This is a genomic window from Maritalea mobilis (assembly GCF_004363175.1).
Classification (GTDB): Bacteria; Pseudomonadota; Alphaproteobacteria; order Rhizobiales; family Devosiaceae; genus Maritalea; species Maritalea mobilis.
Map to the genome: position 1 here is coordinate 939057 of NZ_SNYR01000002.1, position 23071 is coordinate 962127.

Consider the following 23071-nt stretch of genomic DNA (forward strand, 5'->3'; position numbering starts at 1 on the left):
GGCGCAACAAAGAGTAGTTTAATGGAATTTAAGCCCGAATTTTTGGACGCCAATTATATTGAGCGCGACGGGGTGCGCATTGCCTTTGGCGATGTTGGCCCCAAAGACGGACCCGTTGTGTTTTTGGTACATGGGCTCGCCGCTTCCGGCATGCAGTTCACTGCAGATGCCCATTTTTTCGCCAATTTGGGTTATCGCATCATTGTGCCGGATTTGCGCGGTCATGGCCGCTCCGGCAAGCCTGCCCATATGAGCATCGAGGCATTTTCCATTCCGGAATTGTCAAAAGACATGCTGGCCATTGCTGACCATATTGGCGCGACGCAATGCCATTATGTCGGCAATTCATTAGGTGGCATCATCGCGCTCTGGGCGCTTGAGGACCACCGCGAACGGTTTAGAAGCTTTGCAAGTTTTGGCACCACCTACTCGCTTAAGACACCCAAAGCAGGCGTTGGGGTGTTGAAGTGGATTTATAAAATTATGGGGCCAAATCTGATCGGCAAGCTTGGCGCAGTTGGCACTACCAAAAACAAACAAGCGCGCCCGCTGGTACAAGCCATGCTCAGCGCGATTGATATTGATGTGGTCACCAGCATTGTTGGCCATGTTGGCAATTATGACCTGATTGATCGTGCAATTGCGTATAATGGGCCAATTATGATGTTGCGTTGCGGCCAAGATAAGTCCGTCAACGCCGCCCTTGGGCCAACCTTGTCGGCGATGGAGCCGCGTGACAATTTCATGCTGATTGAAGTGCCCAAAGGGGGCCATTGTGCCAATCTGGATGCGACAGATCGCGTGCGCCAATATTTGCTCGAATTTTGGCAGCGGATCGAGCAAGCCGAATGACATCTGAGTCATAAATCTTTTTTGCAACTGTCATTTTTCTGATCATCAATCGTCATGATCCAACGCCATTTTCTCGCCGATCCGGTTCGAGATCTTTTGCTTTGGAGAGAAAAATGATGAAATTTAGCCCGGCCCTTTTTGGCCTAGCGCTTTTGGCGCAGCCTATGGCTGCCCTTGCAGATAATCATAGTGAAGCTACCGTTCATTTGGGTGTGCGTCCGCTTTACTTGGTTGACCAAATGGAAGCGAGCGACTTGAAAGACAAATTGGCATCTTGCGCCAATGGTCCATTCGAAAAGAGCGACTTTTCAATTGGTCATCGCGGCGCCGCTTTGCAGTTCCCTGAACACACAAAAGAAAGCTACACAGCTGCTGCCCGCCAAGGCGCAGGCATCATTGAATGTGATGTGGCTTTCACTGCGGACAAAGAGCTGGTTTGCCGTCACTCGCAAAGTGATTTGCACACCACAACAGACATTTTGCTGCGCCCTGAATTGGCCGCTAAATGCTCCGTGCCATTCTCACCTGCCGATCCTGCGACAGGCAAAAAAGCTGAAGCAAAATGTTCAACTTCAGACATCACTTTAGCTGAATATATGACATTGAACGGCAAGATGGATGGCGCCAATGCAAACGCCACCACTGTTGAAGAATATGTGATGGGCACCGCAGGTTTCCGCACAGACCTTTATGCCAAAACAGGCACATTGGTGACGCACAAGCAAAGCATTGAGTTGATCAAATCAATGGGTGGCAAGTTCACGCCAGAGCTGAAAACACCAACTGTTGATATGCCTTATGAAGGCGATTTCAGCCAAGCTGATTATGCTCAAAAAATGATCGACGAGTATAAAGCGGCTGGTATTGATCCTAAAGATGTTTGGGCACAGTCTTTCTTGCTTGATGATGTGTTGTACTGGATTGAAAATGAGCCTGAGTTCGGCGCGCAAGCTGTTTATCTTGATGGCCGTTATGACAATGAAGGTTTTGATCACCTCGACCCGTCAACTTATGGCAAAAGCATGCAAGAGCTTGCCGATGCAGGCGTTAAATATATCGCCCCACCGCTTTGGGTTTTGGTGACCACTGAAGATGGCAAAATCGTGCCTTCTGTTTACGCCAAGGAAGCAAAAGCTGCTGGCTTGAATATCATCACTTGGACTTTGGAACGTTCTGGCCCGCTCAATAATGGCGGTGGCTGGTACTTCCAGTCCATCACAGACGTTACCAACAATGATGGCGTTGCGTTCGAATTGCTCGACGTTTTGGCCAAAGAAGTTGGCGTTGTTGGTGTGTTCTCTGACTGGCCTGCAACCACAACTTACTATGCAAATTGCATGGGTCTTTAATCTTACTCCCTAGACCGTCATGCGAGGCCGGGTGCTAATGCACTCGGCCTTTTTGTTTGTGCCAGCCAATTTGCGCCACAAGGGCAATCAGGCCAAACAAAATCCATTGTGGCATCGGCCACAGGGATTGAAGATAGAACAAGCCAGCGATCATGAAAATAATCGCAATGCCCGCATAGATCACATTGATGAACAGCACCATATCCATAGATTGCGCGCCCCGCTTGGCGGCGAACAAAAGTGCAAGTCCCACGATAATGAGCAGCAGGCTAACTTGGTTCCACATCACGTCCATGATCGCGAAAATCACCGCTGGCATTTCAATCTTTGCCAATGGTACCATGATTTCTGGCGTGCCGGCTAAAATGTGAATTGCAGCAACCAATATTGACATGATGCCTGCCACACCCCACCAGAGATTAAATTTATCTTTCATAAGCACCCCCTTTCCATACGCTGCCGTATGTATTGCATTTAAACCTAAAGCACCATACGGATACGTATGTTTGAGCGCATTTGTCGCAGACCGTTAAAGGGTGCGCTGTGTAAGGATCGGGTATGGCAAAATCGAGTGATGCGAAGCGAAATCAATTATCAGCGCAAGATTGGCTGCTGGCCGCGATTGCGGCCATGGCCAAAGGCGGCGTTGAAAATGTGAAGGTCGAGCGGCTGGCCAAAAGCCTTGGCACCAGCAAAGGCTCCTTCTATTGGCATTTTAAGGATCGCAAAGATTTGCTGGATCAATTGATCCGCTATTGGGTGACCCAAGGCACGGAACAAGTGATGGCAACCAACCTGAGTGCGAAAACCACTGCGCGCGAAAGGTTGCGGGCCCTGTTCAATGTCGCCCTAAAAGAACCAGTGGGCACGCTCAGTTCAGCACAGGGCGAAATGGCCATCCGAAGTTGGGCGGCGGTCGACCCAAATATCACCAAATCCGTTTCCGCGACCGATGAGCAGCGCATCGCTTATGTGACTGCGTTATTTGCAGAGTTTGGTCACCCAAAAGAGGTAGCCGCCACCAACGCCCAACAGCTCTATTTGATGTTGCTTGGCTTTTATGCCCGGGCCACTTATGCCCCACATGAAGCAAAGGCGGCGCAAGAAAGTGTTTTGGCAGCACTCAACACCATGTTGCAGACTAATTTAAACTAGTTAGCGGTGCAGGTAAGATTTGATCTCCCGCTCCCAACGCAGGTAGGAGCCGACGCTTGTCAAGACCATGGCAAATATGATGGTGGGCAGCAATGTTTCGCTGTCGCCAAACAAAAGCATATGCAGTCGGCGGCCTGGCAACAGCGCCAGTACAAATGGGATGCCCAACGCTCCCCAATACATGGACAACATTGCCTCGCGATGAGCACGCACATTCTTTGCTCGCGCATCGCGAACACCTGTCCATAATCCCGCAATGGCAAAAGGGATAATTAGATGGATGGGGCTGAAAGGTCCAATCCATTCAAATCCATGGATGAACAAGGCACTGGTGACCGCAATCGCCATGCCGACCACCCATGCCCACCCCATAATTCTGTGTGTGCGAGTTCCTTTTTTTGCGTACAGCATATAGCCGCCCAAGATGATGCAAAATATTGCTGCGGTGAGATGAATGATGACCGGCAATGGTGCCGTCGCCAAAATTTCTATGTTCATAAAACCCTCAGATTTCCACTTGTCGCCATGCGGCCAATTGCGCCGCCGCCCTTGTGTGCGATAAAGGAAAACCTTAAGTTCAGGCACAATGCGGGTTTCGCAAAAACGGGGAGTGCTTCGTGAAAGAAGGGCCATTGCAATTGACGCTTCGCGAAATGCGCGAGATGTTTAGCTCTGCGCGGGTTTGGGCAGGCATTGTTACAGTGGCGGTGATGATCGGGATTATTGGCCCGTTTCAAACCTTTTCATATTTCCCCATGGGGCCACGCATTGCCTATTGGCTCACTACAGTGGTGATCACCTACTTAGGTGGCGTGTTTGCTGGCAGTTTGGTGGTCAATGCTTTTGAACATTATATCAAAGCCAATAACCCGGTTGTGCATATATTGGTGGCAGGCACGGCCGCAGGCAGCGCGGTTTCTGTGCTCATCACGCTCATCAATGGTATTGCGCTCGGCGACTGGGAGATCCCCGGCTTCCACTCGATTATGCCATGGGTGTATTGCGTGGCCATTTCCATATGCATCTCTGCTTTGCACTTCATTTTTCAGCGCCCCCAAAGTGAGGTGATCAACCCACCAAAGCAAGTGCCGCTGATGGCGCGGTTGAACGTCAAAAATCGCGGCCAGCTTTTCTATTTATCGATGCAAGATCACTATGTGAATATTGTCACCAGTAAAGGGGCGGAGTTGGTTTTGCTGCGCCTTGCCGACGCCATTAAAGAAACGGATGGCGTGGTCGGTGTGAAGATCCACCGTTCGCATTGGGTGGCGCTTGATGCGGTTGCAGAAACCCGCAAAAAAGGCAGCGGCATGGTCGCCGTGATGAAAGATGGTGTGGAACTGCCCATCAGTCGCGGACAGATGGACGAAGTGCGGTCGGCAGGCCTGCTGCCCGCCGCGCCGCAAAGCTAAATCTATTTGGCTTTTGCTGCCATTTTTTCGTTCAACGCCCGTTGCTCTTCACGCAACTGCTTCATGCGCTCTTTGTTTTTCCGCGCAAATTCTTCAGCCTTGTCGCCAATATGCTCCTGCCCCCGTTCCGCAGCCAAGCGGATTTGCTTTTCGCGCTCCGCGGCGCGGGCGCGACTGCGTTCAGAGATTTTGTCGGCGCAATGGTGACATTGCTGCCCTTCAATAAATTGCGGGTGCTGTTTGTCTTCTTCGCTCAGCGGATAACGACACGCCCGACAAAGGGTCAGATTGCCTTCCTCTAGGCCATGGCCAACAGATACGCGCTCGTCAAAAACAAAGCATTCGCCCTGCCACTTGCTTTCTTCTTTCGGCATATTTTCGAGATATTTCAAAATGCCGCCTTTAAGGTGGTACACCTCTTCAAAGCCTTGGGCGAGCATATAGGCAGAGGCCTTTTCGCAGCGGATGCCCCCGGTGCAGAACATGGCAACTTTCTTGTTCTTTTTGGGATCAAGATTTTGCGCCACATAATCCTTAAACTCAGTGAAGTTTTCGGTTTTGGGGTCAAGCGCATTTTCAAATGTGCCGATGGCCACTTCATAATCGTTACGCGTATCCAGAACCACCATCTCTTCGTCCGAAATAATGTCGTTCCAGTCTTCCGGCTCCACATAGGTGCCAACAATTTTTGTGGGGTCAGCTTCAGGCGCGCGCAGGGTCACGATTTCTTTTTTCAGCTTCACCTTCATGCGCAGGAAAGGCATATCGGCCGCGCTAGAAAATTTGATTTCGCTTTTTTTGAATCGGCCCTTAAACTGGTTGCCGCGCTCCAGATAATCCACCAATTCATCGATTGCGGTTGGCGTACCTGCCACCGTGCCGTTGATGCCTTCTTCGGCCAAGAGCAGCGAGCCTTTAATGCCGCGCTCTTTACAAAAATGGAGAATGGGTTCTTGCAGCTCTTTATAGTCTGGCAGGGACACAAATTTATAAAGCGCAACGACCTTAAATTCGCTCATTTTCAGCTTCCTCGGGTGATCAATTGCCTCTTTAGGTGAGGCAGCAAATTTCAATGGGGCGGTTTAGCAAAAAAGCGCCGCGCCGCCAAGCATTGATGTTTCATAGCCAAGTCATTGCCAATTCCCCTTGATCTATGTCATCCTAATTGTCCTGCCGTGACGAATTACATACATAAATGAGGTCCCTATGCCCTATAGCGCATCAGCTTCTCGCTATGACAAAATGGAATATCGCCGTTCTGGCCGTTCCGGATTAAAGCTTCCCGCCATTAGCCTTGGCCTTTGGCAAAATTTTGGTGGTACGCGCGATTATCCCAGCGCCCTTGAGATTTTGGCTTACGCCTTTGATCAAGGTGTCACCCATTTCGATTTGGCCAACAATTATGGCCCGCCTCCCGGCTCTTCTGAAGAGTTGTTTGGCCAAATGATGCTGCATGATTTTAAGCCCTATCGTGATGAGATGATCATCTCCTCCAAAGCGGGCTATGAAATGTGGCCTGGCCCTTATGGCGAATTTGGGTCGCGCAAATATCTCATCGCCAGCTGTGACCAAAGCCTGAAGCGTTGCAATGTCGATTATTTCGACATTTTCTATTCGCACCGCTTTGATCCGGAGACCCCATTGGAAGAAACAATGGGCGCCCTCGCCTCGCTTTATCATCAAGGCAAGGCCCTTTATGTCGGCGTTTCTTCTTATCCGCGTGAGCAAACCATTGAAGCCCACCGCATTTTGAAAGAAATGGGCGTCCCCCTCACAATTCACCAACCGTCCTATTCCATCCTCAATCGTTGGATTGAAGATGATGGCACCTTGGACGCATTGGGCGAGTTAGGCGTTGGCTGCATTGCCTTCTCACCTTTGGCACAAGGCGTGTTGAGCGGCAAATATTCAAAAGGCAAAGGCGAAAACACCCGCGCCTCAGAAAAATCATCTTCCGTCGCATCTTCCCATTTGGAAATGGGCGTGATCGACGCAGCAGACCGCCTCAACGAAATCGCAAAATCACGCGGCCAAACTTTGGTGCAATTGGCCTTGGCGTGGGCCTTGCGTCGCAAAGAAATGACATCCGCATTGATCGGCGTTCGTACGCTCGAGCAGCTCAAAGACAATCTGGGCGCACTCGACAATCTGGACCTAAGCGACGAAGAAATCGCCGCCATCGACAAGGCCTCAGAAGGTGGATTGATGAACCTGCACCCACAGCCAGAAGGCTGGTTGCGTTAAAAATAAAGTGGGCGGCTTATAGCCGCCCTCATTTTTCTTAGTCGTTGATTTTCATCATTTCGCTGGTTTGATCCCAGCCAAGGCTTTCATAAATCGGCTCGGCCTTTTGTGAGGCGTGGAGCACCATGGTGGAGACGCCCCGCGCTTTAAACTCTTGCTCCGCGCAGCTCACCAGAAATTTGGCGATGCCCTTGCCCCGGTGATTGGGGTCGACATAGACATTGGCAATATAGCCGCGATGCGCCTCTTCCTCATGATGAAAATGCGGCGCCCAATCGATGAGCCATTGGCCGATGCCGGCAACGGCTTCACCATCCCGTTCAACAACAAAACCAAAATAACGCCCATCGCCCAACCGCTCCTGCAGCCACGGGCGGAAATAGACGGTCATTTTCTCAAGGCTTTCGCGGGTGCGTGTGCCAGCATCCGAAAACATCAATTCACGCTGCGCGCAAATCAGATCAAGATCGCTTTCACGCACCGCGCGCAATCGGTAGCCTTTGGGCAGGTCCATTATGCGGGCTCTGGCAATTTGCCAATCTTTTTGCGCCAAATCGCTGGTGCGATTTCGTGCACGCTTTGCCCGGTGGAATCTACGGCCACGGTCACGGGCATATTTTCCACCTCAAATTCATAGATGGCTTCCATGCCCAATTCTTCAAACGCCACAACGCGCGACGACCGAATGGCTTTGGAAATCAAATATGCCGCGCCGCCCGTGGCCATCAAGTAAGCAGCCTTGTGTTTGGCAATGGCATCACGCGCCACAGGGCCGCGCTCGGCTTTACCGATCATTGCAATCAGCCCGGTTTTTTCCAGCATCATTTCAGTGAATTTATCCATGCGGGTGGCCGTTGTTGGGCCCGCCGGGCCAACAGCTTCGCCGGAAACCGGATCAACTGGCCCCACATAATAGATGGCGCGGTTCGTGAAATCGACGCCTTCTGGTAGGCCTTCGCCGCTTTCATAGAGTGACTGAATGCGCTTGTGCGCTGCGTCGCGACCCGTCAAGATTTTGCCATTGAGCAACAAGCGATCGCCCTGTTTCCAAGTGGCCACTTCTTCTGGCGTAAGCGTATCCAAATCTACGCGCTTTGCGCCCGTAGATGGTTTCCAACCAATATCTGGCCATGCGCTGAGCGGTGGTGGTGTCAGGTCAGCCGGGCCAGTTCCATCCAGTTCAAAATGTACGTGTCGGTTTGCGGCGCAATTTGGTGCCATGCCCACAGGCTTTGAGGCGGCATGGGTTGGCATATCCAACACTTTCACGTCCACCACTGTGGTCAGGCCGCCAAGGCCTTGCGCGCCAATGCCGAGGGCGTTGACCTTTTCATAAAGCTCAAGCCGCAATTCTTCTGCCGTAGAGTTTGGACCACGGGCGATCAAATCTTGAATGTCGACAGGTGCCATCAATGACTTTTTGGCCAGATACATCGCCTTTTCCGGCGTGCCGCCAATGCCAATGCCCAACACACCTGGGGGGCACCAGCCCGCACCGAGGGTAGGCACGGTTTTCAACACCCATTCCACAATATCATCGCTTGGGTTCAACATGGCGAGCTTGGCTTTGTTTTCCGAACCGCCACCTTTGGCCGCCACGGTCACGTCCACCTTGTCGCCCGCCACCATTTCATAATGGATCACCGCAGGTGTATTGTCGCCAGAGTTTTTCCGAGCGCCTGCTGGGTCAAGCAACAGTGACGCGCGCAGCAAGTTGCTGTCTGTTTCGGCGTAAGCTTGGCGCACGCCTTGGTTGACCATATCCTCAACCGACATGTCGCTATCCCAGCGCACATCCATGCCAATTTTTAGGAACACAACCGCAATGCCTGTATCCTGACAGATCGGACGGTGCCCTTCGGCGCACATGCGCGAATTGGTCAAAATCTGCGCTATAGCATCTTTGGCCGCAGGGTTTTCTTCCTTCTCATATGCCTTAGCCACCGCTTCGACATAATCGAGCGGATGATAATACGAGATAAACTGAAGTGCGTCGGCAATCGACTGGATGAAATCTTCTTTTTTGATGGCAGGCATAAGTCCCTCGCGACAAAGGTTAAACGACTGAAAGTCTTCTCCCATGAGTTGGTCAAATTTGCAACTAGACCAAGGGTTAAAACGCACATCGCGCTAAAAGACTATATCTCGCTTTTCGTGAATTTCAGGATCAAATTCCATCGGCTTTGCTCGATCGAGCTTCCAATTGGTGTTGATGCCCTTGAAGTGCCAGAAATGCACGCCCTCCACATAGCGCCGTCCCAATTGCGCGCGGTTCTCAATCCAGTGCATATAGGGGAACACCTTCAGCTTCTTGAACCATTTTCGCTTCGGGTCGATTGCCCATTTCCCTGCATAGCAATAGTTGCGCTTTTCATCTTTCGCGACTGAAGTGAAATCCCGATGATCCCCAAAGTTTCCTTCGACAATCGGTTCCACCCAGACGCCTTTCATGGCCAAAATGCCGAGGTTCGATTGCTCTGCAAGCGTGAACACATCGGCAGCACCGTTGCTGTTGGCAAGCTCGTCAATATCGAGGTTGAGGATGGATTTGGCCTTCATGCCAAATCGGCGCAGCACGATTGTCATCAACGCAATCTGCAAGAAGTGCGCCCAATATGGATTTACCTTAAGGATTTCATCTTTCGCGCAATATGGATATGGCATGCTTGCCACCAGCACTTTTTGCAACCCTTTGACGGTTTGCAACGTCTCGACCAGATCGCCGATCTCATATTGATCCGAGCCATTGTCAAACAAAATAATGCTGGATACTTTTTGATGGCGCACATGATAGTCCGCCCAAAACTTGATCCAGTTCAGATCGTTATTTTTCGATAAGGTGAACATTAAATTTTCACCTTCGAATTGCCCGCAACTGTTGGCCTGCACATGCATTAAATGCACTTCGTCGGCGAACTGCATTTCAATTTCAACGGTGTCCGGCGGCACGTCTTTTAGCTGTGTGGTCATCACCGTCAATGAGAAGAAATGCTTTGCCTTTACCGCTTTGCCAGAGGGCAATGCTTTATATATCGCCTTCTTATAGTGAGCCTTAAGATTTGTAGGCGTGGGGCCGACGCACAGAACATCGCGCTCTGTTTCATCCCAAAAGCAATCATAATAAAGCGTGTTAAAATCAAAGCTTTCTAAGAACTTTTGCGGCCGATCTCGCTTTGGATTTTTCGGCAAACGTTGAACCGAACTATCAGCATCCAATCGAATTGTTGAAAAGCACACATCTTCCCGTGCCTTCTTCTCAAGATCCACCAGAAACCCAAATGACGGCCTATTCATATTATTGTCCAAATATCTCGTTCAGCTTCTTGGCCAAAAACTCATCTTTCACATGCTTCTTCGGGTCATAAGACCCTGCAATATGCCGCTTATGCTGCCATTCCGCCCACTCGCCTTTCTGCGTCTTCGCCCGCCAGCCGGTATTGATGCCTGCGAAGTGATAGCATTTGAAGTCTTTGGCGACTGGATATGGATTTAAGGCGCCATAAACTCGGTGTGTCCATGGCATTAAAGCTTTTCTTGTCATGCGCAATTTACGTGGTGCAATGGCCCACTTGCGTAGATGGTCTTGTCGCCCAAGCTGGCTTTTATTGCGATAATGATAGCCCAAAAAATCTGACTTAGGCTTAGCTTCATTTTCTCCACGAATATTCTCAACAAGAAAACGGTCAAATTTGACATTTCCAAAGAACCGCTTCTCAGCTTCAGCAAAAATTGATTTTCCCGAGGAAGACAAAACGAGCTCATCGATATCAACATTCAAGATCGAAGCTGCTTTTTGACCAAATCGCAGAAAGAAAGACGGATAGATTGGCGGCTGAGCAAACCGAACATTCTGATTGAGACCATTTTCCTGCCCGATTTTATCCATCACACCAAAGATATATGGCCATCGAACGACTTGCACTATCGATATATTCGGAAGCCTTTCCAGCGCCTCCGCAATATCACTTACATCATATGCGGAAGAACCATTGTCAAAAATACAAACAGCATCTGCGCCGTGTTCTTTGGCGTAGAATGTTGCCCAATCCTTGATCCAGCTTAATTCATTATCTTTGTTCAAAGTCAGCAAAACACGTTTGTCTTTAAACAAATCACAGAGATTTTCACCAATTTTCCCTTCAATCTGCTGCCCAGCGATATTCAGGGTGAACTGCTTATCAATCTTTGGCAATTCAACACAGGCAGCTAGATTTTCATGACCGACCACAATCTCAAACTTTGTGACGTAGCCTGACTGCTTGCCAGTCACGGTGCAACTCTTTAACGAACCTACGAGATTCTTTGGGTCCGGCCCAACAAACCACACACGTTTGCCGTCAACATCACGAAAGACATCGTAGAACAGGCCAAATTGATCAAATCCCTCCCAAAAGTCTTCGGGACGTGCCAAATCTGGTTGCTCAGGCTGCCGAGCTAAATCTCCATTCGCATCAAAGAAAACTGGATTTGGCTCAATAATCACTGAACTGCCTCTTCGGTTTGTTCATCAAAAACATCATGCAAAACCTCGGCTAGGAATTCATCCTTCACGTGCAGGTTTTGGTCAAACTCGAGTTGATTGCTGCGCGAGTGCTGCCACTCTCGCTCAACTTCACGGTCTTCTTGTCGCCGCCAATCGCATGTGATACCTGCGAAATGGTAACACTTAAATTCTTTTGAGGTTGGATAAGGATTAAGCGCGCCGTAAATCCTATGCGTCCAAAGAATTGGCGTTTTCTGAAGTGACCTTAACCTTGACGGCGCTATTGCCCATTTTTTGTATTTGTCTTGTCTGCCGAGATGCAGTTTGTTGCGGAGATAATAGTCGCGGAATGATTGAAGATCATTTGCCGTGCCATGTTCACGCGCATTTTCGACTAAATAACGATCAAACTTAATGCATCCCAAAAACCTCTGTTGCACTACGTCAAATATAGAACGTCGTTTGGCGGATATAACGAGTTCGTCAATATCAACATTGAGAATTGATTTTGCTCGCATACCGTAGCGTAAGTAAAGTTCCATATGAGCGACGCGCTGTGCAAAAAGGTTGTGTGCAGGTTTGTTCAACTTTTGCGCGACTGGATCGACGGTGCCAAATTTGAAAGGCCAATTGATCACCTTGGATCGCTTTATCTCTGGAACCTCTTTCAGCGCAGCTTCCAGTTGCAATGGTGTGTAGGTTTGGGAGTTGTTATCAAATATAACGATGGTGTCTGCTCCATGTTCTTTGACATAGAACGCTGCCCAATCTTTTACCCAACGCAAATCATTGTCTTTATTAATGCAATATACGATGCGGCTATCTTTAAATTGGGCGCTATAGTTCTTTCCGACCTTAGTAAGAACGTTATGTTCACCAATTTCTATCAGAAGTTCATGTTCGTCTCGAGGTAGCTCGGCATATCCGACGCAAACGTGATCGTTTTTTAAAAATCGGATTTGTGTCCGAACACCTGATTGAACACTCTCTACCCACATGGGTAAAACGCTTCGCTCAAGATTCATCAACTCTGGCCCAAGAAACCAGACCCGTTTACCGGAGATATCGCGGAAGATGCTATAGAATATCCCGCGCTGATCGAATTCGGCCATGAACTGATCGGAGCGTGGGATTTCAGGTGAAATGGGTTGGCGAAGTATATTGCTATCTTCTGGTAGGAAGACTGAATTTAACTCGCCAACCATGGTCTTAACCCCGCAATTCGGCCTTAGTGGCCTTTTGCACGGCGGCGACCACTTTTTGGCTGATGGCGTCGATTTCTTCGTCGGTAAGGGTTTTGTCTTTGGGTTGAATGGTCACTTCAATGGCCAAAGATTTTTTGCCTTCACCGAGGTTGGCACCTTCAAACACGTCGAACAGGCTCACATTGGTGATCAGTTTTTTGTCGGCTGACCCTGCAGCTTTGATCAGTTTGCCTGCTTCCAAATTGCTGTCGGCGACAAAGGCGAAATCGCGTTTTACGGTTTGCAGATCTGACAAGGTCAAGGCAGGCTTTGCCTTGGTTGCTTTGGCGCGTGGTTCTGGGATGGCATCCAAGTTGAGTTCAAACGCTGCGATGGATTTTGGCAAATCAAGCTCTTTGATCAAACGCGGGTGCAGTTCACCAAACCAGCCGATGATATTTTTTGGCCCCAATTGCACGCGACCACCGCGGCCTGGGTGAGACCAGGCGGCAGGCTCAGCCACGATTTGCAAATTGTTTGGATCAACGCCCAATTGCGCCAATGTTTCAAACAAGTCGGCCTTGGCCTCAAACACGTCTGGCTTTTCAGCTTTGCCCTGCCAGTCGCGGCCCACTTGGCCATGTGTGTCCAAGCCAGCACGCACACCTGCGGCGTAATTGTGTTGGCCATCAGGGGCGGCAGATTTGAACACTTGCCCAACCTCGAATAAAGACAGGTCTGCAATGCCGCGATTGGTGTTGCGGTTGACCGCTGCCAGCAAGCCCGGCAGCAAGGAGGGGCGCATATCGCTCAAATCGGCGCTGATCGGGTTTTCAAGCTTCAGCTCATCTTGCCCGCCACCGAAAGCGACAGCTTCTTTTTCGGAAATGAAAGACCATGTCACCGCTTCGTTATAACCGCGTGCGGCCAATGCCCGACGGGCGATGCGACGGCGGTTTTGGATGGTGGTAAGCATTTTTGGTGCGACGCTGGTCAAACGTGGCAATGGGTCCACGGGCACATTGTCGACGCCCACGATGCGCATCACCTCTTCCACCAGATCGGCTTTGCCTTCGATGTCTGGACGGTAAGTTGGCACAGCCACTTTCACCACATCGCCAGAACCAGCCACCCAGAAACCCAAGCGGGTGAGAACGGCTTTGACTTCAGCAAATGGCACCTTCAAGCCAGTTAACCGCGTAATCTCGGCCAATGGGAAATCAATCACTTTTTCTTCTGGCTGCACTTCGCCTGTCACGGTGATGTCGTGCACTTCGCCACCGCAAATGTCCAAAATCAACTTGGTGGCTAGTTCCATGCCCGCCAAAGTCAATGCCGGATCAACATGGCGTTCCAAGCGGTAGCGCGCATCTGAGTTGATGCCCGTTTTACGACCCGTTTGCGCGATTTCGATTGGCTCCCACCAAGCGCTTTCGAGGAACAGGCTGGTCGTCTCTTCCGTACAGCCGCTTTCTTCGCCGCCCATAATGCCGCCAATACAAAGCGGGCCATTATCGTCGGCCAAAATGCACATGGTTTCATCAAGCGCATAGGTTTTGCCATCAAGGGCCAAAATTTCTTCGCCCTTTTTGGCATTCCGCGCATGGAATTGACCGTTAATTTTGTCCGCATCATAAGCGTGAAGCGGGCGACCACGGTCGTAAGACACATAGTTGGTGATGTCGGCCAAAGCATTAATCGGGCGCAAGCCAATGGCGATCAAGCGCTGTTGCAGCCATTCTGGTGACGGGCCATTTTTCACATTTTTGAACAAGCGGCCGGCAAATTGCTGACAGGCTTGCGGTTCGTCTTCGCCAAAGCGGAACTCAACTGAAATGTCGCCTTCGCCAGCCAAAGTAGCGGGCAAGGGCTTCACGGTACCATCTTTCAATTCACCAATGCCAGCAGCGGCCAAGTCGCGGGCTACGCCGTAAATGCCGGTGCAATCGCCCCGGTTTGGGGTGATGGCAATATCCACCACCACATCGTTCAGCTTGGCATAATCCACATAACGTTCGCCAACAGGTGCATCGGCAGGCAAATCGATAATGCCATCATGATCGTCAGAAAGCAGCAATTCACGCTCGGAGCACAACATGCCGTTGCTTTCCTCGCCGCGGATCACGCCTTTGCTGAGCACAAAATCTGTGCCCGGAATGTATGTGCCGGAGGCCGCGAAAACGCCCTTCATGCCAGTGCGAGCGTTTGGGGCGCCGCACACAACTTTCACCGGCTCGCCTTTGCCCGTATTAACCATGCATACACGCAGCTTATCTGCATTGGGGTGCTTTTCAGCTGAAATCACTTCGCAAACCGTAAAATCCGCAAGGGTTTTTGCCTGATCTTCAACCTCTTCCACCTCAAGCCCGATCTGGGTGAGGGTTTCAATGATCTCATCATTCGACGCCGTGGTCTCCAGATGATCTTTTAGCCAGTCAATTGTGAATTTCATCGGTTTTACTCTTTTGTCGTCGTTTGATCTGCCAACACTTCAATCAGTTTGAAGCGTTCGCAAACAAGTTTCATTTCAGGCGCAAACCCGCCATTGCGGGTGAAATAGTCTTTGTGGCCATCATGCCAATATTGATAGCTCAAATCGCCCTCGCCTTCAGCGCGGGCAAAATCTTCATCCACTTCGTCGAAGCGTTTCACTTCAACAGAAGTGGTTTCAATTATGCATTGGGGCACCCCGTCCCAATTGGGCACGATATAGCGCTGCCCAACTTGCGGCAAAGGTTCGCCATCGGCTTCATAGTGGGCCAATGCGCCGCAGGTGGCGGTCTTTTTGCCCGCTACAATCAGGCCCACCAGTTCATCGCATAGGTCTTTGCTGTCGCCAAATTCAGAAATTTCGAGCTGGCGCAAATGTTGCGGCAAGCCGGAAACAATGAAAAAGCGCTTGAGCAAATGGGCAAAACCACGGGCGTCATCAATGGCAAAATGGCTGTGCGGTTGGAAGCCAATCCAGCTATCAGGCACCCGCCGCGTAGTCCATTCCTGATGCGGCACGCCGGCCAAAATGCCAGACATGGTGTAAATGTCTGCCGCACCGCCGCTAAAAATGACTTGGCTGTGGGTCGGCCCCGCAAACACGCGCGAACGGGTGTAAAGATCAAGATAGTGATCAATAAACAGCCCGTCGAAAATCAGTGGTGCCGCGGCGAAAACTTTACGCCCCTCAAAGCCTTTCACCCAAGCCGCATAATCCTTCATCACCTTCTCAGGTGATTGGGCATTTTCAGTTGCAGCTTTATAGGCTTCAGGTTCGGTTTTCCACCATTCCATGGTTTTTGGATCGGGCACACGGTCTTTGCGCGGTTCAAGCACGGCTTGAAACTCGCCCAAAAACTGACCGCCACGCGTCATCGCCACGCTTGCAAAGCTCAGCATAGAGTTGCGCAACGGGCTGGGACCATCGCTTTCAATGTCGGTCACGATATAGATTTCATCCATATCGCTGACGGGCATGGTCACGATGACAATCCTCCAAACAGGGTCGGCAGATCCAGTGGACGGAAGCCATAATGGTCGAGCCAGCGTTGATCCGCGCCGAAGAAGTCGCGCAGGTCTGGCATCCCATATTTCAGCATGGCAATCCGGTCGATGCCCATGCCCCAAGCGAAGCCTTGATAGACGTCGGGATCGAGACCACAATTGCGGATCACATTTGGGTGCACCATGCCGCAGCCCAGAATTTCCATCCAGTCACTGCCTTCACCAATTTTTACTTCATTGCCAGAGCGGTCGCACTGCACATCCACTTCCATGGATGGTTCCGTGAATGGGAAGAAGGACGGGCGGAAACGGGTTTTGACGTGATCAACTTCGAAGAACGCAGTCAAAAACTCTTCCAGCACCCAGCGCAACTGGCCAATATGGGATGATTTATCGATCACCAAACCTTCCAACTGGTGGAACATGGGCGTGTGAGTTTGGTCGCTGTCGCAGCGATAGGTGCGGCCCGGAATCACGATGCGGATCGGCGGCTCTTGGGTTTCCATAGTGCGGATTTGCACAGGCGATGTGTGCGTGCGCAGCACCATCTTGCCCTGATTGCTGCCTTCGCCTTCTTCTTGCTTCATGAAGAAGGTGTCGTGCATTTCCCGTGCCGGGTGACCTTCAGGGAAGTTCAGCGCGGTGAAATTGTAATAATCGCTTTCAATGTCCGGCCCTTCGGCAATGGCAAAGCCCATGTCCGAAAAGATGGCTGTGATTTCATCAATGGTTTGGCTGATCGGGTGGATGGAGCCGCGCTGCATTGGACCCTTTTGCAACGGCAAAGTGATGTCCACTTTCTCTGACGCCAATTTGGCTTCCAAAGCGGCATTTTCGAGTTGCTCAGCTTTCGCATCAATTTGCACGGCCACGTCGGTTTTCAATCCGTTGAGCGCGGGGCCAGCCACTTGCCGCTCTTCGGGGGTCATCTTGCCCAAGCCTTTTAGCTGTTCAGAAATGGAACCCTTTTTACCCAAAGCGCCCACGCGCACTGCGTCCAGCTCTTTCAGGTCAGCCGCATTTTCAACAGCGGTCAGGATTTCAGATTTGAGCGCATCCAGCGCCTTGGTATCAACCATTTTATCGGACCCCTTGTCCCGTTTATTCTTTTTAACCAGCGAGAAGTTTTGCGCACCATACAAACGCAGAAAGCCTTGCACCAGCCCCAAAATGGAGGGTGGCGCAAGGCTTTAATTTCGGCCTCAGAAAAGATAAGGCGAGGAGTGTTTAGCTGGCAACCCGAGCGTGGGTTGTTGCGTCAACATCCTTAAGGTAACCGAGCGCGTTTTTGGCTGTTTCAACCAGCGCTTTGAAGCTTTCTGGCTCACGTACTGCCAAGTCAGCCAACACTTTACGGTCAACCGCAACCTCAGCTTTGCTGAGGCCGTCGATAAATCGACCATATGTCAAGCCGTGTTCGCGAACAGCGGCGTTGATGCGCTGAATCCACAAAGCACGGAAATTACGTTTTTTCGCCTTACGGTCGCGATATGCGTACTGACCCGCTTTTTCAACCGCCTGCTTAGCAACGCGGATGGTATTTTTGCGACGGCCATAATAACCTTTGGCTGATTTGAGCACTTTTTTGTGACGGGCGTGGCTCGTTACGCCTCTTTTTACACGTGACATGGATTTAGTCCTTAAAAGTCAGAATTAGGCGTAAGGCAGGAATTTTTTGATCGTACGCGCATCTTGTTCGCACATTGCGCTGGTACCACGGTTTTGACGGATATATTTACCGTTGTGGCTGATCAAACGGTGGCGTTTGCCTGCTGCTGCGGCCATGACTTTGCCAGTGCCAGTCACTTTAAAGCGCTTTTTAGCGCCAGACTTTGTCTTAAGCTTGGGCATTTTGCTTTTCCTTCTTGTTGCCTCCTCCCCGGTGGGATTTGGCGGTTTTAAGCATTTTGGATCGACACGGCATACCCTTGTCAGGCCGGACGATCCGCTTGAACTCGTGGGTTATAAGAGCACAAAGGTAAAATTGCAAGCCTTTGTTGGCTTATCTTTCAATGGTTTTTAGGTGTCATGCTGGTCGATTAGAATATCGTTACCGTCCGGATCTTTGAATAGGGCCATTTTGGGATAATCCTCGCCGCCCATCTGGCGCGAATAGTTGATGCCCAATTCGTCCAGTTTTTTGTGGATGGGACCAATATCTTTGGGATTAAAAGTCATGATATTTTGATCGAACATGCCTTGAAACAAGCCAACTTTGGCATCGCCATTTTGCAGCACCAACCAGTTTTGCGCCTGATCGCCCGCCACAATTTCAAAGCCAAGATTTTGATAAAACTGCTTTGAGACCTCAATGTCCTTCACGGTCAAGCTTACGGAAAAACGTCCTAGGTTCATTTTACCCTCCCAGGGGTTGGTTGTTGTGTTTTGATTTTGTCCAGAAATAATGCCCGAGCCCGCCGAGCACAGAGACGACCAAACCGATCATCCACACGGTGGCGGCCATCACCAAAAAGACCATGATGGGTTGGGCAAACATTTCGCGCTGCGCCATGGCTTCATCCACCATGCGCTCATATTCTGGCCCCTCCTGCACAGGCAGGCTGCTGATGTAATATTGGAAATAAGCATCCATAAATCCGGGATTGATCATAAAGGTATAGATCACATCGCAAATGGCGAAGATCACGCCTGCGATGAAAGCAATGCCAATGCCGAAAATTATGCGCTGCCACAGGCTCGGCTTGTCCGCTCGCTCTTTAAAGTGCTGGTGCATGGCAAAAAGAATGATGGCCAATGCAGCGATCATGCCCACATAGCCCGCCACTTCGGCCATGCCCATATTCTGCGCTTGGTTGCCCGCGACCATAATGTAAGACCCGAGCATAAACAGCGTCATCACTGCGCCGACAATGGCACCCCATTTGATGATTGATTGCATATTGTCCCCCAACCTGCTTTTTGATCTCATGATCTTGACCGAAACAGGTGTGTTTGTCCTCCCCCAAAAGGAGGAAGAGGGCATTTATTCAATCAATCCAAGGGCACGCGCTTCGCTCGCCGCTTCGGTGCGGTTGGCGACATCAAGCTTGAGGAAGATATTTTTCACATGGGTTTTGATGGTGGATGGTGCCACCTTTAACTGCGCAGCAATCTGCTTGTTGGTGTAGCCATGCACTAGAAAAATGAGCACGTCCGTCTCGCGTTCTGTCAGGCCAATTTCGGCTATGCGCTGCTCGTCTCGCACCGGGACCACGGGTGCGGTTGTGCCGAATTTTGGTTGCGCCCAAAACCACACACCAAGTGCACCCAGCGCCAAAAAGATCAAGGCGATCAGGCTGGGATAAAGGGCACTCGGCCAGAAATAGGCGTAAGATGTGCGTCGCAGAAATTCCAGTAAAATCAGGAACAGCGCCAGCAATCCGCCATATCTCAAAATTGATGTCCGCATCATCTAATTCACCAAAAATAAAAGGGCCCCCTAAGGCGCCCTTCGATATTGCATATGGTTCGCCAAGCCTATTTGGTGGCTGTCGGCGCCAAGATCATAATCATCTGGCGGCCTTCTGTTTTTGGCTTTGCTTCAACTTTTGAAATTTCGCCAACACGCTCTTGCACTTTTTTCAGCAGCTCAAGACCAAGTTCCTGGTGCGCCATTTCACGTCCGCGGAAGCGCATGGTGACCTTAACCTTATCACCGCCTTCCAAGAATTTGACGATGTTGCGCATCTTGACCTCAAAGTCATGCGTGTCCGTGTTTGGACGCATCTTGATTTCTTTGACGTCGATAACTTTTTGCTTTTTGCGTGCCTCAGCAGCTTTCTTTTGTGCTTGGTATTTATATTTGCCCAAGTCCAAAATTTTGCAAACAGGCGGCTTGGCGTTGGGAGAAATCTCAACAAGGTCCAAACCCGCTTCCTGCGCCATGCTCATGGCTTCGCGCGTATTCACTACGCCGCGGTTTTCACCTTCAGCGTCGATAAGCTGAACTTCAGGAACATTGATTTCGCGGTTTGAACGTGGCCCGTCTTTTTGGGGTTGTACAGGTCTTTGTGGACGACGAATGGTGTCAATTCCTTCTTTTGACAAAAGATATTAGGTTGCGTGGCATAAAATCTGGTCAAATGCGCCTAAAGTCAACACCTTGACCAAAAGATTCGCTACGAAACGACAAAATAGTGCGCTCAGTTCCAAAAGAAAAGCAAATGCAGCAACCTACCCATTGGATTGACCATCAAAATCATCGCTCCAGCCATAAACTTGCTGTCATCCACAAATCGGGCGGCGGCCCCGGGCTGTTTTGGCTGGGCGGATTTATGTCCAATATGTGTGGCGGTAAAGCCGAAGCCGTGGAGGCGCTGGGGCAAGAATTGGGCCTTTCCACCACGCGGTTTGATTATGCCGCCCATGGCCAGTCTGGCGGCGACTTTCGTGATCAAACCATTTCCAGTTGGCTTTCTGACGCAATTGCGGTCTACGAGAAATTCGCAGAAGGGCCCCAAATTCTGGTCGGCTCGTCTATGGGCGCGTGGATTGCCTTGCTGCTCAATCGATATTTGCTTGAGCAGGGCCAGCCACCCGCCAAAGCATTGGTGTTGATCGCGCCAGGTGTGGACTTCACCAAGCGTTTATTGCCGCACCGCTTTGCGCCGGAAGATTTTGCCAAATTGGAAACTGAAGGCGAGTTGCTGCGCAAAAGCCGCTATGGCGATGGGCCTTATATTTACTCCAAAGATTTGGTTGAAGATGGCAACACGCATTCCTTGTTGGATCAACCGCTGAAAACGGGCGCGCCTGTGCACATTATTCATGGTGGGGAAGACCCGGACGTTCCCCTTTCCCATGCGCAAGAAATCTATCGCCATTTTCTGCATGATGATGCGCGCTTCACGCTTGTGCCGGATGGAGACCATCGGTTGAGCCGCCCCGAGGATTTGGCCCTTATGCGAAAGATTATCCGCTCATTTGCGTCAGAATAGCTTCCAAGCCTTCGCGATAGGTGGGGAACTTTAGCTTCACGCCGAGTTCTTTTGCTAAACGCGCATTGCCGCAACGCTTATTGTCGCCATAAAAGGACCGCGCCATTGGCGTCATTTCGGCGGTTTCGAACGGCTCTTCTGGTGGCAATGGCAAATTGGCCAGCTCAGCAGCATGTTCGATCACAATTTGTGGCGGCGCTGGCTCATCGTCTGCCCCATTAAACACGCCTGTCGCTTGCTTGAGCGCGGCGGCATTTACGATCTGGGCAATATCCACCACATGGATGCGGTTAAACACCTGGCCCGGCTTGATGATGCGGCGCGATTTGCCCCGCTTCAATTTTTCGAATGTTGAACGGCCGGGGCCATAAATGCCTGCCAAGCGGAAAATGGCGAAGTCGATTCTGGCGACACGGCATGCTTCTGCCCAAGCCTGTTCTGCCGTCACCCGCCATTGGCCACGTTTGGACACCGGAGCGGGCTGCGTCGCTTCGGAAATCCAAGCGCCATCAAAGTCGCCGTAGACACCAACAGTGGACAGATAGCCGACCCATTTCAAATTGGGGCAGGTCTTTTTTAGATCACCCAGCGCAGGCAATACTGGATCACCTGCTTCTGAAGGACTTGCGGAAATCACCAGATGGGTGGTGGTTGCCAAGTGCGCAGCTATGGCGTCGGTCATTTCACCATCGAACAGTTCAACGGAGAAGCCTTCCGTTTCCAGCGCATCTTTCTTTTCGGCTGAACGCGTGGTGCCCACCACGTCGCCGCCGAAGCCTTTGGCAATATATTGCCCGGAATAGCCCAAGCCAAAAATAAACATTTTCATTGTGCGGTCCGGTCCCATTCTGCGCGTACAACTTGCTCTTGCTCAGCGGCATAATGCGCTTGGCGCAGTTGGTCAAACGCTGTTTGATCACAATGTTGATCCATGGCCCAAACCGCAGAGGCGCGCACCAACGGACTTTCATCAGTCAACAAAGCTTCAATTGCAGCCACAATATCAGGTTTGTTGGGCGCATTGCCCAAAGCAATCAACACATTGCGGATAAAGGCATCGCGGCCCAACCGCTTGATGGGTGAGCCTTTGAAGAAGGCACGAAAAGCGGCGTCATCAAAGGTGGCCAGTTCCACCAACTCTGGTGAGCGCAATTCATCGCGGCTGCGCAGTTTTTCATCTCGCGCGACAGAGGCGAATTTATTCCACGGACACACCGCCAAGCAATCATCGCAGCCATAGATGCGGTTACCGATGGGTTTGCGAAATTCTACAGGAATAACGCCCTTATATTCATTGGTCAGATAGGCAATGCAGCGCCGCGCATCCAATTGATAAGGCGCGGGAAATGCGTTGGTGGGGCACACATCCAAACAGCGACGGCAATTGCCGCACCGGTCTTTGCCCGGCTGGTCCGGCTCAAATGCAAAGTCAGTGAGGATTGTGCCCAGAAACAGCCAACACCCATGGTCGCGGCTGACCAAAACCGTGTGTTTGCCCTGCCAGCCAATGCCTGCTTGTTCTCCGAGCGGCTTTTCCATCAGCGGTGCCGTGTCGACAAACACTTTCACTTCGCAATTGCCTTGCCGTGCCAAAAGTCCGGCAATTTCTTTCAGCTTGCCTTTAATGATGTCGTGATAATCGCGATGGCGGGCATACACAGAAATCAACCCGTTTTCTGTGTCGTCCAATTGCTCCAGCGGGTTTTGATCCGGGCCATAATTATAGCCCAGCACAATCGCCGATTTGGCTTCTGGCCACATATGTTTGGGGGTCGCCCGGCGATCAAGCGTTTCTTTCAGCCAGTGCATATCGCCATGAAAATCTTGCGCCAAGGCTTGGCTCAGGCGCTCAGGCGCTTCAGGGTGCCCGTTTGCATCGCCAATGCCAAAAGCCACAAAGCCCAGCTCGCGGGCGCGGGTTTCAATGGTTTGACGCAGTTTTTCCGGCGACAGGGTCACG

At 50.9% G+C, this 23071-nt stretch carries 25 protein-coding genes; 6 read left to right on the plus strand and 19 right to left on the minus strand.

What is annotated here, in order from left to right:
- Positions 1-21 precede the first annotated feature (21 nt).
- Both ATL17_RS12430 and ATL17_RS12435 read left to right on the plus strand, forming a co-directional pair.
- Entirely contained in the window at positions 22-852 is an 831-nt protein-coding gene (locus tag ATL17_RS12430; protein ID WP_133573102.1) for an alpha/beta fold hydrolase, read from the plus strand.
- A 116-nt stretch (positions 853-968) separates the two neighbouring features.
- On the plus strand, positions 969-2201 hold the full coding sequence (locus ATL17_RS12435; RefSeq protein ID WP_133573189.1) for a glycerophosphodiester phosphodiesterase family protein: 1233 nt from the start codon (positions 969-971) through the stop codon (positions 2199-2201).
- Between the two features lie 34 nt (positions 2202-2235).
- Here ATL17_RS12435 and ATL17_RS12440 read toward each other — a convergent pair whose 3' ends face one another.
- Complete coding sequence (locus ATL17_RS12440; protein WP_133573103.1) at positions 2236-2637, minus strand: hypothetical protein; 402 nt, start codon at positions 2635-2637, stop codon at positions 2236-2238.
- A 122-nt stretch (positions 2638-2759) separates the two neighbouring features.
- On the opposite strand from ATL17_RS12440, the gene ATL17_RS12445 reads away from it, so the two are divergent.
- Positions 2760-3356 carry a TetR/AcrR family transcriptional regulator gene (locus tag ATL17_RS12445; RefSeq protein ID WP_133573104.1) on the plus strand — a complete coding sequence of 199 codons (597 nt, stop codon included), beginning with the start codon at positions 2760-2762 and terminating at the stop codon, positions 3354-3356.
- On the opposite strand, the gene ATL17_RS12450 is transcribed toward ATL17_RS12445, so the two are convergent.
- Positions 3357-3854: a DUF2306 domain-containing protein gene (locus tag ATL17_RS12450; protein WP_166639025.1), complete on the minus strand. Its 498-nt coding sequence runs from the start codon at positions 3852-3854 to the stop codon at positions 3357-3359.
- Positions 3855-3973: 119 nt separating this feature from the next.
- On the opposite strand from ATL17_RS12450, the gene ATL17_RS12455 reads away from it, so the two are divergent.
- Positions 3974-4768 carry a LytTR family DNA-binding domain-containing protein gene (locus ATL17_RS12455; RefSeq protein ID WP_133573106.1) on the plus strand — a complete coding sequence of 265 codons (795 nt, stop codon included), beginning with the start codon at positions 3974-3976 and terminating at the stop codon, positions 4766-4768.
- A 2-nt stretch (positions 4769-4770) separates the two neighbouring features.
- On the opposite strand, the gene trhO is transcribed toward ATL17_RS12455, so the two are convergent.
- Positions 4771-5787 carry an oxygen-dependent tRNA uridine(34) hydroxylase TrhO gene (gene trhO, locus ATL17_RS12460; RefSeq protein ID WP_133573107.1) on the minus strand — a complete coding sequence of 339 codons (1017 nt, stop codon included), beginning with the start codon at positions 5785-5787 and terminating at the stop codon, positions 4771-4773.
- A 187-nt stretch (positions 5788-5974) separates the two neighbouring features.
- Here trhO and ATL17_RS12465 point away from each other — a divergent pair, with 187 nt between their 5' ends.
- A complete protein-coding gene (locus tag ATL17_RS12465; protein ID WP_133573108.1) occupies positions 5975-7012 on the plus strand; it encodes an aldo/keto reductase in 1038 nt (345 codons plus the stop codon).
- A gap of 37 nt (positions 7013-7049) precedes the next feature.
- On the opposite strand, the gene ATL17_RS12470 is transcribed toward ATL17_RS12465, so the two are convergent.
- From ATL17_RS12470 to infC, 14 genes are all read right to left on the minus strand, one after another.
- Positions 7050-7526 (minus strand): GNAT family N-acetyltransferase, encoded by a 477-nt coding sequence (locus ATL17_RS12470; RefSeq protein WP_133573109.1) that lies wholly within the window; start codon positions 7524-7526, stop codon positions 7050-7052.
- Positions 7526-9049 (minus strand): fumarate hydratase, encoded by a 1524-nt coding sequence (locus ATL17_RS12475; RefSeq protein WP_133573110.1) that lies wholly within the window; start codon positions 9047-9049, stop codon positions 7526-7528. The genes ATL17_RS12470 and ATL17_RS12475 overlap by 1 nt, the downstream gene beginning before the upstream one ends.
- Positions 9050-9142: 93 nt before the next feature.
- Positions 9143-10306 carry a hypothetical protein gene (locus ATL17_RS12480; RefSeq protein ID WP_133573111.1) on the minus strand — a complete coding sequence of 388 codons (1164 nt, stop codon included), beginning with the start codon at positions 10304-10306 and terminating at the stop codon, positions 9143-9145.
- A gap of 1 nt (position 10307) precedes the next feature.
- Entirely contained in the window at positions 10308-11495 is a 1188-nt protein-coding gene (locus tag ATL17_RS12485) for a hypothetical protein (protein WP_133573112.1), read from the minus strand.
- Positions 11492-12700 (minus strand): hypothetical protein, encoded by a 1209-nt coding sequence (locus ATL17_RS12490; protein WP_133573113.1) that lies wholly within the window; start codon positions 12698-12700, stop codon positions 11492-11494. The genes ATL17_RS12485 and ATL17_RS12490 overlap by 4 nt, the downstream gene beginning before the upstream one ends.
- 4 nt (positions 12701-12704) lie before the next feature.
- Complete coding sequence (gene pheT, locus ATL17_RS12495) at positions 12705-15131, minus strand: phenylalanine--tRNA ligase subunit beta (protein ID WP_133573114.1); 2427 nt, start codon at positions 15129-15131, stop codon at positions 12705-12707.
- A 5-nt stretch (positions 15132-15136) separates the two neighbouring features.
- The gene (locus tag ATL17_RS17185) at positions 15137-16147 is read right to left on the minus strand and encodes an ASCH domain-containing protein (RefSeq protein ID WP_342775944.1); all 1011 of its coding nucleotides are present in this window, start codon (positions 16145-16147) and stop codon (positions 15137-15139) included.
- Between the two features lie 2 nt (positions 16148-16149).
- A complete protein-coding gene (gene pheS, locus ATL17_RS12505; protein WP_133573116.1) occupies positions 16150-17253 on the minus strand; it encodes a phenylalanine--tRNA ligase subunit alpha in 1104 nt (367 codons plus the stop codon).
- Positions 17254-17401: 148 nt separating this feature from the next.
- Positions 17402-17803 carry a 50S ribosomal protein L20 gene (rplT, locus tag ATL17_RS12510; RefSeq protein ID WP_133573117.1) on the minus strand — a complete coding sequence of 134 codons (402 nt, stop codon included), beginning with the start codon at positions 17801-17803 and terminating at the stop codon, positions 17402-17404.
- Between the two features lie 24 nt (positions 17804-17827).
- Entirely contained in the window at positions 17828-18025 is a 198-nt protein-coding gene (gene rpmI / locus ATL17_RS12515; protein WP_133573118.1) for a 50S ribosomal protein L35, read from the minus strand.
- 168 nt (positions 18026-18193) lie between these two features.
- Complete coding sequence (locus ATL17_RS12520; protein WP_133573119.1) at positions 18194-18529, minus strand: VOC family protein; 336 nt, start codon at positions 18527-18529, stop codon at positions 18194-18196.
- 1 nt (position 18530) lies between these two features.
- Positions 18531-19073, minus strand: coding sequence for a DUF4199 domain-containing protein (locus ATL17_RS12525; protein ID WP_166639026.1), 543 nt, complete (start codon positions 19071-19073; stop codon positions 18531-18533).
- An 84-nt stretch (positions 19074-19157) separates the two neighbouring features.
- The gene (locus ATL17_RS12530; protein ID WP_133573121.1) at positions 19158-19586 is read right to left on the minus strand and encodes a response regulator transcription factor; all 429 of its coding nucleotides are present in this window, start codon (positions 19584-19586) and stop codon (positions 19158-19160) included.
- Positions 19587-19651: 65 nt separating this feature from the next.
- Positions 19652-20197, minus strand: a complete 546-nt coding sequence (gene infC / locus ATL17_RS12535; protein WP_133573190.1) for a translation initiation factor IF-3 — start codon at positions 20195-20197, stop codon at positions 19652-19654.
- 140 nt (positions 20198-20337) lie between these two features.
- Between infC and ATL17_RS12540 the strand changes: the two genes are divergently transcribed.
- A complete protein-coding gene (locus ATL17_RS12540; RefSeq protein ID WP_133573122.1) occupies positions 20338-21111 on the plus strand; it encodes an alpha/beta hydrolase in 774 nt (257 codons plus the stop codon).
- Here the strand turns inward: ATL17_RS12540 and ATL17_RS12545 are convergent.
- Both ATL17_RS12545 and queG read right to left on the minus strand, forming a co-directional pair.
- Positions 21086-21940, minus strand: a complete 855-nt coding sequence (locus ATL17_RS12545) for an SDR family oxidoreductase (RefSeq protein WP_133573123.1) — start codon at positions 21938-21940, stop codon at positions 21086-21088. The two genes, ATL17_RS12540 and ATL17_RS12545, sit on opposite strands and share 26 nt — an antisense overlap.
- The gene (gene queG / locus ATL17_RS12550; RefSeq protein ID WP_133573124.1) at positions 21937-23070 is read right to left on the minus strand and encodes a tRNA epoxyqueuosine(34) reductase QueG; all 1134 of its coding nucleotides are present in this window, start codon (positions 23068-23070) and stop codon (positions 21937-21939) included. The genes ATL17_RS12545 and queG overlap by 4 nt, the downstream gene beginning before the upstream one ends.
- Position 23071: the final 1 nt, after the last annotated feature.

Coding starts and splice junctions, on each gene's coding strand:
- ATL17_RS12525 (WP_166639026.1), bottom strand. CDS start 19,073: ATGCAATCAATCATCAAATGGGGTGCCATTGTCGGCGCAGTGATGACG.
- ATL17_RS12430 (WP_133573102.1), top strand. CDS start 22: ATGGAATTTAAGCCCGAATTTTTGGACGCCAATTATATTGAGCGCGAC.
- ATL17_RS12540 (WP_133573122.1), top strand. CDS start 20,338: ATGCAGCAACCTACCCATTGGATTGACCATCAAAATCATCGCTCCAGC.
- ATL17_RS12440 (WP_133573103.1), bottom strand. CDS start 2,637: ATGAAAGATAAATTTAATCTCTGGTGGGGTGTGGCAGGCATCATGTCA.
- ATL17_RS12465 (WP_133573108.1), top strand. CDS start 5,975: ATGCCCTATAGCGCATCAGCTTCTCGCTATGACAAAATGGAATATCGC.
- pheT (WP_133573114.1), bottom strand. CDS start 15,131: ATGAAATTCACAATTGACTGGCTAAAAGATCATCTGGAGACCACGGCG.
- ATL17_RS12470 (WP_133573109.1), bottom strand. CDS start 7,526: ATGGACCTGCCCAAAGGCTACCGATTGCGCGCGGTGCGTGAAAGCGAT.
- ATL17_RS12445 (WP_133573104.1), top strand. CDS start 2,760: ATGGCAAAATCGAGTGATGCGAAGCGAAATCAATTATCAGCGCAAGAT.
- ATL17_RS12520 (WP_133573119.1), bottom strand. CDS start 18,529: ATGAACCTAGGACGTTTTTCCGTAAGCTTGACCGTGAAGGACATTGAG.
- ATL17_RS12435 (WP_133573189.1), top strand. CDS start 969: ATGAAATTTAGCCCGGCCCTTTTTGGCCTAGCGCTTTTGGCGCAGCCT.
- ATL17_RS12450 (WP_166639025.1), bottom strand. CDS start 3,854: ATGAACATAGAAATTTTGGCGACGGCACCATTGCCGGTCATCATTCAT.
- ATL17_RS12480 (WP_133573111.1), bottom strand. CDS start 10,306: ATGAATAGGCCGTCATTTGGGTTTCTGGTGGATCTTGAGAAGAAGGCA.
- ATL17_RS12530 (WP_133573121.1), bottom strand. CDS start 19,586: ATGATGCGGACATCAATTTTGAGATATGGCGGATTGCTGGCGCTGTTC.
- ATL17_RS12545 (WP_133573123.1), bottom strand. CDS start 21,940: ATGAAAATGTTTATTTTTGGCTTGGGCTATTCCGGGCAATATATTGCC.
- pheS (WP_133573116.1), bottom strand. CDS start 17,253: ATGGTTGATACCAAGGCGCTGGATGCGCTCAAATCTGAAATCCTGACC.
- trhO (WP_133573107.1), bottom strand. CDS start 5,787: ATGAGCGAATTTAAGGTCGTTGCGCTTTATAAATTTGTGTCCCTGCCA.
- ATL17_RS12490 (WP_133573113.1), bottom strand. CDS start 12,700: ATGGTTGGCGAGTTAAATTCAGTCTTCCTACCAGAAGATAGCAATATA.
- rpmI (WP_133573118.1), bottom strand. CDS start 18,025: ATGCCCAAGCTTAAGACAAAGTCTGGCGCTAAAAAGCGCTTTAAAGTG.
- ATL17_RS12475 (WP_133573110.1), bottom strand. CDS start 9,049: ATGCCTGCCATCAAAAAAGAAGATTTCATCCAGTCGATTGCCGACGCA.
- ATL17_RS17185 (WP_342775944.1), bottom strand. CDS start 16,147: ATGCCCGTCAGCGATATGGATGAAATCTATATCGTGACCGACATTGAA.
- rplT (WP_133573117.1), bottom strand. CDS start 17,803: ATGTCACGTGTAAAAAGAGGCGTAACGAGCCACGCCCGTCACAAAAAA.